We start from the raw sequence: 8,455 nt of genomic DNA, 5'->3' as shown, positions 1-8,455 counted from the left end.
TTGTAGACTATATTGATTATTACAACAACAAACGAATTAAGGTAAAACTAAAAGGACTTAGTCCTGTGCAGTACAGAACTAAATCCTTTTAATAATTATTTGTCTAACTTTTTGGGGTCAGTACAAAATTTTGGTGGGGTTTTTGGTGGGGAACCAATCAATTTCGATTGATTTTTAACCTTTTATAATAATAGAAAGTGCTGTTAAAACAACCATTTCACTTCAAATCATGTTTATAAATCATTCCCACTCAACAGTTGCAGGTGGTTTACTTGTGATATCGTAGACGATACGGTTCACGTGGTCAACTTCGTTTACGATACGGACTGAGATTTTTTGGAGAACTTCCCAAGGAATCTTAGCGAAGTCTGCTGTCATTCCATCGATAGAAGTGATAGCACGGATAGCGATGGTATAGTCATAAGTACGACCGTCACCCATAACACCTACTGAACGAACTCCAGTGTTAACAGTGAAGTATTGCCAAATGTCGCGGTCAAGACCAGCTTTAGCGATTTCTTCACGAAGGATAGCATCTGACTCACGAACAGTTTCAAGTTTTTCTTCAGTGATTTCCCCCATGACACGGATGGCAAGACCTGGTCCTGGGAATGGTTGGCGCCATACGATGTGGTCTGGCATACCAAGCTCTGTACCAAGGGCACGAACTTCATCCTTGTAGAGTGTGTTAAGTGGTTCAATCAGTTCAAACTGCATGTCTTCTGGAAGACCACCAACGTTGTGGTGAGACTTGATGGTTTGAGCAGTATCAGTACCAGATTCAATCACGTCTGTATAGAGTGTTCCTTGAGCAAGGAATTTCACATCTTTTAGTTTGCTTGCTTCATCATCAAAGACATAAACAAACTCGTTACCGATGATTTTACGTTTTTGTTCAGGATCAGATACACCAGCCAACTTGTCCAAGAAACGTTTGGCAGCATCTGCTTTAACGATATTGAGACCAAACCTACCACCAAGCATATCCATGACTTGGTCAGCTTCTCCTTTACGAAGAAGACCGTGGTCTACAAAGATACAGATCAATTGATCGCCGATGGCTTTTTGGAGGAGAACCCCAACAACAGAAGAGTCAACACCACCTGAAAGACCAAGGAGAACACGTTTGTCTCCAACCTTTTCACGGATTTGTTTGATTTGCATCTCGATAAAGTTATCCATAGTCCAGTCACCTTTGGCACCACAGATATTCAAGGCAAAGTTACGAAGGATATCATAACCGTGAACTGAGTGACGAACCTCTGGGTGGAATTGGATACCGTAGATTTTTTTGTCTGGATTTTCGATTGATGCATAAGGACAGTCAGCTGATGTACCAGTACGAATGAAATCAGCAGGAATTTCTGTAACAGCATCTCCGTGGCTCATCAAAACAAGTTGTTCTTCTGGAGTTCCAGCAAAAAGAGCAGACTCAGTGTGAGTAAGAGTTGATTGTCCATATTCACGGTTACCAGCGTCACCTGCAGGAACAACCTTTCCTCCAAGCTTGTGAGTCAATAGCTGCATACCGTAGCAGATTCCTAAAATTGGAATACCAAGTTCAAAAATCTCTGGATCAATATCAAATGAGCCTTCTTCGTAAACAGAGTTTGGACCACCTGAAAGTACAATCCCGATAGGATTGATAGCGCGGACTTCGTCAGCAGAAATCTTGTGACTTTTTAGTTCTGAAAAGACACCAATCTCACGGATACGACGTGAGATAAGTTGGTTATACTGGCTACCGTAGTCCAGTACGATGATCTTTTCGACATCTTGCAAATCAGTTGAAATGTTGGTCATCTTTTCCCTTTCTTAAAAGAAATATCTTCTTGAATATTCTATCATAAATGACCCAGAATTACCAACCAAACAAGTGCAGTTTGACTTTTCCCCATGAGATAGGGTACAATGGAAAAAATAAAGAAAAGAAGTGAGCAAGCATGTTACCAGCTTATATGAAAATTCACGACCAAATCAAAAAAGGTATTGACGAGGGAAATTGGAAAATTGGAGAGAGACTCCCAAGCGAGCGAGACTTAGCTGAGGAATTTGAGGTTAGCCGTATGACCCTGCGTCAAGCCATCTCCCTTTTGGTCGAGGAAGGAGTTTTGGAGCGTCGTGTGGGTAGCGGGACCTTTGTTTCTAGTACTCGTGTTCAGGAAAAAATGCGTGGAACGACTAGTTTTACGGAAATTGTGAAGGCTCAGGGGAAAACACCATCGAGTCATCTGATTTCCTATCGTCGGACTATTCCTAATGAGCAAGAAGTTGAAAAATTAGGGATCAAGACCACTGAAAATATTATTCGAATGGAACGTGTTCGTTATGCAGATCAAGTTCCTGTGGTCTATGAAGTAGCATCTATTCCTGAGAAATTTATCAAGAATTTCAAGAAAGAAGAAGTAACCAAGCATTTCTTTCAAACCTTACAGAAACATGGTTATCGGATTGGGAAATCTCACCAGACTATTTATGCTCGCTTAGCCAAGGAAAAGATTGCTCATTATCTGGAAGTAGAAAAGGGGCATGCTATTTTAGGACTGACTCAGGTTTCTTACTTTGATGACGGTACAGCTTTTGAGTATGTAAAGAGCCAATACGTCGGAGAACGTTTTGAGTTTTATCTAGAAAATAATTAGTTTTTAAGAAATCTCTTGAAGTTGGAAATCCTATCCACTTTAAGAGTTTTTATTTGGTTAAGATTAGAAAACAGTTTCCGATTAAGAAAAATAGTAATCATACGAGTATTTTTTAAAGATTCGTGTTATAATAGTTAGGTTATATGGTCCCGATAAGGTGGTAGTGAAGGTCGTTTATCGATTCTCTACCAGTACTTTGTAACTCTATAACGAATATTTTTTAAGGGGGGACATTTTTATGTCAGAACGTAAATTATTCACGTCTGAATCTGTATCTGAGGGGCATCCAGATAAGATTGCAGACCAAATTTCAGATGCTATTTTGGATGCTATTTTAGAGCAAGATCCAGAAGCCCACGTTGCTGCTGAAACAGCTGTTTATACTGGTTCAGTTCATGTTTTTGGTGAAATTTCAACCAATGCCTATGTAGATATTAACCGTGTGGTACGTGATACGATTGCAGAGATTGGCTATACCAACACTGAGTATGGATTCTCAGCTGAAACAGTAGGAGTTCATCCATCATTGGTAGAGCAATCTCCTGATATCGCCCAAGGTGTTAATGAAGCCTTGGAAGTTCGTGGAAACGCAGATCAAGATCCACTTGATTTGATTGGAGCTGGAGACCAAGGTCTCATGTTTGGTTTTGCGGTTAATGAAACTGAAGAACTCATGCCACTTCCAATCTCACTCAGCCACAAGTTGGTTCGTCGTTTGGCAGAACTTCGTAAGTCTGGTGAAATTAGCTATCTTCGTCCAGATGCTAAATCACAAGTTACTGTTGAATATGATGAAAATGACCAGCCAGTACGCGTGGATACAGTCGTTATTTCAACTCAACACGATCCAGAAGTTAGCAATGAACAAATTCATGAAGATGTGATTAACAAGGTTATCAAAGAAGTGATTCCAGCTTCTTATCTTGACGATGAAACTAAATTCTTCATCAATCCAACAGGTCGTTTCGTTATCGGAGGACCTCAAGGAGACTCAGGTTTGACTGGTCGTAAGATCATCGTGGATACTTATGGTGGTTACTCACGTCACGGTGGTGGTGCCTTCTCTGGTAAGGATGCGACTAAGGTTGACCGTTCAGCTTCTTATGCAGCTCGCTACATTGCAAAAAACATAGTTGCTGCAGGTCTCGCTAAGAAAGCAGAAGTTCAATTGGCTTATGCCATTGGTGTAGCTCAACCTGTATCTGTTCGTATCGATACCTTCGGTACTGGAACAGTAGCTGAAAGCAAACTTGAAAAAGCAGCACGTCAAATCTTTGACCTTCGTCCAGCAGGAATCATTCAAATGCTGGATCTCAAACGTCCAATCTACCGTCAAACTGCGGCTTATGGACACATGGGACGTACAGATATTGACCTTCCATGGGAACGCTTGGATAAGGTTGACGCCTTGAAAGAAGCAGTTAAATAAAGTAAAAAGGAGTTGATTTAAACTCCTTTTTTAGTTATTTATTGATAGTCTTTAAAAAAGCCCAGTTTCCAATAGACTTAGTCCCGTACTCTAACTCCATAAAATCTAGCAATTCATAATCATTCTTTTTATAGAATGGAACATTTTTTTCTGTACTGGTAATGAGCCCTAAGCGCTTGCAGCCCTTGGATTTGACATAAGGCTCAACTGCGTCTCTAAGAAAAGCACTGCCCACTCCTTGTCCTTTAACAGATGGATTGACCGCAAGGAGCATCAAATACCAGTCAAAGCTATTAGATTTTTTCAAATGTTCTTCGGAACGGTCTACTAAATCAAGATACTTCAAAAAATTTCGTGGGCTAATGTAGCGAAACAGTTTTATGACACCATTTAGCAAGTAAGATAGGACAGAAAAATCATTTTGTTGTAATAAGGCGACAGCTAGGATTTCTCCGTCTTGTTCAGCTACTAAACAGGTTTCTTCTTTGATATAGAGGCGAGTAAGGAGACTTTCTAATAGTTCTAAAAAAGCAGGATAGTTTTCAGGTTTCTTGAGATCATCTATGATTAGAGTTAAAAATGGATAATCAAAGAAGCTATCGGCTATTACTTTTCCAATTTTTTGGTATTCGTCTAGCCTTGCTTTTCTGTATACCATTTTCTCCATTTATGGGCTCCTTTTTTAATGTTAGTAAATTATAATAGTAAAATTAATTGTTTTGATGATCAAGTACCGAGTTTTTACAAAAATATTGCCAAACTTAGTAAGTGAAGTATTGTTAGAAAACTCTTTCTGTACAACTGAATCTGATTCTAGAATATAGGATCAGACAGACAAAGAACACTCTAAAAATTTTAACTTTTTAGAGTGTTGTCCAAATATAGCTAAGTTTTATTTTGTTGGGATTGAGATTTCAATCAATTTTTCAGAGTAGAGGGTCTTGATATTAGCTTCATCGATATTTTGCTTTTCGATCTTGCGATTCAAGAAAAATTCTTGGATTTTTTCTATTTCTTGTTCGCGGATAGCACGATGTTTATTGGAAATGAGGATTTCATAATGAAGCGGTGCCTGAGTAAAGATAACATCAGTGTTGCCTGCAGAGTAGACTTCTACGAGTGTAGCGTCGGTACTCTCCAGTTGGCTTTTAACAAGGTTTGAGTGAGAATTAGTAGTGTTGATGAGCTTCATAGGCTTTCCTCCTGTGTTTCTATTTCTATTATAGCACTTTTTGGAAAAATTGGAAAAGTTAATTTAAACTTGATGCTGTTTTTTCCAAGCTTCAATTGCCCATTTATGACTGCCACGTTTTAAGTTGGCAATGGCTTCATCGATTGGGAACCAAGCTAGGTGATTGAAGTCCTCCAAAGGTTTTTGGATTTCTTGATAAGAAGTAGCTTCGTAAAGATAGGCTGGATTGTAGTAGTAAGTATCACGATGGCTGGAATAGAAATACTCATCTGCTTGACCATAATAAGTGCCAATCTCAGCTGTAAAACCTAATTCTTCAATCAGTTCTCGTTTGAGAGCTTCAAAATGATCTTCACCTGCTTCAATCTCGCCACCAGGCAAGAACCATGCACCATTTGGAGCTTGAACGAGGATAATCTTTTCATGTGCTGAGTCAGGGATGACTGCATAAACACCATATCTAGTTTTGTAGGCTACACCCTCTTTTTTTTCTCCAAAAGTTGGATTTGTCATAAATTTCTCCTTTATGTGTGCGCTTTCTTTCTATCATATTAAAGAATGCTCTTACTGTCAAGTAAGAACATTCTTTTAGTATGTGGAATTAGTCATTTGAGTCAACTGTTTCCAATTTATTTTTTGATTTAATCATGATTTTACCATTGCTAGTCATGACAGCCTTGAGATCTTTTTCGCTAGGGTTTTCAAGGTAGTAGTCCGTAATGGCATCTTCGATATAGTCTTGGATGGTACGACGGAGTGGACGAGCTCCCATTTTTGGATCGTAACCAAGGTCTACAAGTTTTTCTTTAACCTTATCTGTTACATCTAAGTGGATGTTATTGCTTGAGAGACGTTTATTCACATCATCCAACATGAGGTCAACGATTTGTAGGAGATTTTCCTTGCTGAGAGCCTTAAATTCAATAATACCATCAAAACGGTTCATGAATTCTGGGCTAAAGAAATTGCCTAATTCTCCAAGGACGGAGTTGGTACGACCTTCTCTAGCAGCACCAAATCCAACACTAGCTTCAGCTTTGCCTGTACCTGCATTTGAGGTCATGATAATGATGGCATCCTTAAAGCTAACAGTTCGCCCTTGACCGTCCGTTAAGCGCCCGTCATCTAAGACCTGAAGGAACAGGTGCATGACATCAGGATGGGCTTTTTCTACTTCGTCTAGTAGAATAAGTGAGTAGGGGTTGCGACGGATTTTTTCAGTCAGTTGTCCCGCTTCATCATATCCGACATATCCTGGAGGGGCACCGACGAGTTTAGCTACGCTATGTTTTTCCATGTATTCGCTCATATCAAAGCGAATCATGCTATCAGCAGAACCAAAAAGCTCAATAGCCAGTTGTTTAGAAAGTTCTGTTTTACCGACACCAGTAGGACCAACAAAGAGGAAACTACCGATTGGACGGTTTGGAGTTCCAAGACCAACACGATTACGGCGGATAGCCTTAGCAATCTTATCAACTGCATCATCTTGACCAATAACATGAGCCTTGAGATCATCTGCTAGATTAATCAGCTGAGACTGCTCTTTTTCTTTCAAATCACCAACTGGAATATTAGTTTTTTGCTCAATAATGTGTTCAATCGTCTTTTCACTGATAATTGGAGTATCCTGATCCGTTACTTTTGTCTTTTGCATTTCTTTATATTTAGCAATCTGGTCACGGAAGTAGGCAGCTTTCTCAAAATCTTCATCTCGAGTGGCTTGGGCCTTGAGATTTTCTGCCTCGATTAAGCGCTGGTCGATAACCTTCGGATCCACAAAATTTAAGGTTAGGTTCATTTTAGAACCAGCTTCATCAAGGAGGTCAATAGCCTTGTCTGGCAAGAAACGATCTTGGATGTAGCGGTTAGAAAGAGTAGCAGCGGCTTCGATAGCAGCGTCTGTATATTGTACGTGGTGGTAATCTTCGTATTTCTTTTGGATACCTTTCAGAATAATGATGGTTTCTTCCACAGTTGGTTCATCAACCTTGACAGGTTGCATACGACGTTCAAGGGCAGCATCTTTTTCGATGATGCGGTATTCATTGAGGGTAGTAGCACCAACTAATTGGAGTTCGCCACGAGCAAGAGCTGGTTTTAGGATATTTCCTGCATCCATATTCCCTTCTCCAGCAGAACCAGCACCGACAATTTCATGAATTTCGTCAATGAAGAGAATAACATCCTCGCGCTCACGAATTTCTTCCATGAGTTTTTGCATGCGCTCTTCAAACTGACCTCGGATACCTGTTCCTTGAACAAGGCTAACGACATCTAGGCGGATGACTTCTTTACCTTGAAGCTTATGGGGAACATCACCATCAACAATTTTCTGAGCTAAACCCTCGACAACGGCTGTCTTACCAACACCAGGTTCACCGATAAGAACAGGATTGTTTTTAGTTCTGCGGTTGAGGATTTCAATGACACGGATAATCTCTTCGTCACGGCCAATTACAGGGTCAATATTTCCGCGACGGGCAATCTCAGTGACATTGATACCATATTCATCCAAGAGTCCTTTTTCCTGGATTGGTGGTGGTGTTTGAGCAGGACCACGATTTTGGGCACCATAGCCACCATTTCCACCGTATCCCCCCCCTGACTGAGTTGGGGGGATATTGTTGTTATTAGAAGAAGGTCTAAAGTTGTTGAGATCGTTAAAGAAGTCTCCAAAAGGATCAAAATCACGGTTGTTTAAATCTGTAATGCCCTTGAATAAGCTATTGTTAGGATCTGTTTTGATAATTTTGTAGCAATTTTGACAAAGGTCGATTTGCTTTTGTTGTCCATTGAGATTGGTATAAAGATGAATCGTTGAGTCATTGATTTTACAGTTTTGACAGAGCATACCGCCACCTCATTTCTTTCTTAGTTTTGACTAAATCTAAAAGGTCAAAAATAGTCAAACAAGTATATAATTTAATTATATCATGATTATTGGGCAATTCAAGTAAAAAGATTGGATACTAGCACTATAAATAGAAGAGCGCTAATCGTGAGAAAATCTTGATAGTAAGAAAAAAATCCTATTTGTCATGCAAAAAGGATTCTCGTTGGTGAAAGGCGGTGGGACAGACAGCCATGACGACATAGCCGTCACCCACAGAAACACGAAAATAAAGACAAGAGCCCTCATTTAGAAGTATAATCTAAGTGAGGGCTTTGTGGTTGATAATTTCTTGAATA

The 8,455-nt window shown here is 39.8% G+C and carries 8 protein-coding genes; 3 read left to right on the top strand and 5 right to left on the bottom strand.

From position 1 onward, the window contains the following. Positions 1-92: IS3 family transposase (locus QM911_RS09510; protein WP_414313700.1), on the top strand; the 92-nt coding region annotated here is incomplete at its 5' end. 148 nt (positions 93-240) lie between these two features. Here QM911_RS09510 and guaA read toward each other — a convergent pair. Beyond that, the gene (guaA, locus tag QM911_RS09505; RefSeq protein ID WP_414313842.1) at positions 241-1,803 is read right to left on the bottom strand and encodes a glutamine-hydrolyzing GMP synthase; all 1,563 of its coding nucleotides are present in this window, start codon (positions 1,801-1,803) and stop codon (positions 241-243) included. A gap of 140 nt (positions 1,804-1,943) precedes the next feature. On the opposite strand from guaA, the gene QM911_RS09500 reads away from it, so the two are divergent. Together QM911_RS09500 and metK are read left to right on the top strand one after the other, a co-directional pair. Beyond that, positions 1,944-2,642, top strand: coding sequence for a GntR family transcriptional regulator (locus QM911_RS09500; protein ID WP_153225419.1), 699 nt, complete (start codon positions 1,944-1,946; stop codon positions 2,640-2,642). Between the two features lie 238 nt (positions 2,643-2,880). Next, positions 2,881-4,071, top strand: coding sequence for a methionine adenosyltransferase (metK, locus tag QM911_RS09495; protein ID WP_000003967.1), 1,191 nt, complete (start codon positions 2,881-2,883; stop codon positions 4,069-4,071). 34 nt (positions 4,072-4,105) lie between these two features. Here the strand turns inward: metK and QM911_RS09490 are convergent, their stop codons facing one another. From QM911_RS09490 to QM911_RS09475, 4 genes are all read right to left on the bottom strand, one after another. Continuing rightward, positions 4,106-4,738 carry a GNAT family N-acetyltransferase gene (locus QM911_RS09490; protein WP_414313841.1) on the bottom strand — a complete coding sequence of 211 codons (633 nt, stop codon included), beginning with the start codon at positions 4,736-4,738 and terminating at the stop codon, positions 4,106-4,108. 225 nt (positions 4,739-4,963) lie between these two features. Next, entirely contained in the window at positions 4,964-5,263 is a 300-nt protein-coding gene (locus QM911_RS09485; protein ID WP_000767183.1) for a DUF1827 family protein, read from the bottom strand. A 63-nt stretch (positions 5,264-5,326) separates the two neighbouring features. Then, complete coding sequence (locus QM911_RS09480) at positions 5,327-5,776, bottom strand: NUDIX hydrolase (RefSeq protein WP_414313840.1); 450 nt, start codon at positions 5,774-5,776, stop codon at positions 5,327-5,329. 88 nt (positions 5,777-5,864) lie between these two features. Then, positions 5,865-8,117 carry an AAA family ATPase gene (locus tag QM911_RS09475; RefSeq protein ID WP_414313839.1) on the bottom strand — a complete coding sequence of 751 codons (2,253 nt, stop codon included), beginning with the start codon at positions 8,115-8,117 and terminating at the stop codon, positions 5,865-5,867. Between the last annotated feature and the right edge of the window lie 338 nt (positions 8,118-8,455).

It is taken from the genome of Streptococcus infantis (assembly GCF_047460825.1).
Classification (GTDB): domain Bacteria; phylum Bacillota; class Bacilli; order Lactobacillales; family Streptococcaceae; genus Streptococcus; species Streptococcus infantis_V.
This window is presented reverse-complemented; position numbering and strand designations above follow the sequence as displayed.

Bases quoted from the DNA above. Each gene is read 5' to 3' on its own strand.
- metK (WP_000003967.1), top strand. From the start codon at position 2,881: ATGTCAGAACGTAAATTATTCACGTCTGAATCTGTATCTGAGGGGCAT.
- guaA (WP_414313842.1), bottom strand. From the start codon at position 1,803: ATGACCAACATTTCAACTGATTTGCAAGATGTCGAAAAGATCATCGTA.
- QM911_RS09480 (WP_414313840.1), bottom strand. From the start codon at position 5,776: ATGACAAATCCAACTTTTGGAGAAAAAAAAGAGGGTGTAGCCTACAAA.
- QM911_RS09485 (WP_000767183.1), bottom strand. From the start codon at position 5,263: ATGAAGCTCATCAACACTACTAATTCTCACTCAAACCTTGTTAAAAGC.
- QM911_RS09490 (WP_414313841.1), bottom strand. From the start codon at position 4,738: ATGGAGAAAATGGTATACAGAAAAGCAAGGCTAGACGAATACCAAAAA.
- QM911_RS09475 (WP_414313839.1), bottom strand. From the start codon at position 8,117: ATGCTCTGTCAAAACTGTAAAATCAATGACTCAACGATTCATCTTTAT.
- QM911_RS09500 (WP_153225419.1), top strand. From the start codon at position 1,944: ATGTTACCAGCTTATATGAAAATTCACGACCAAATCAAAAAAGGTATT.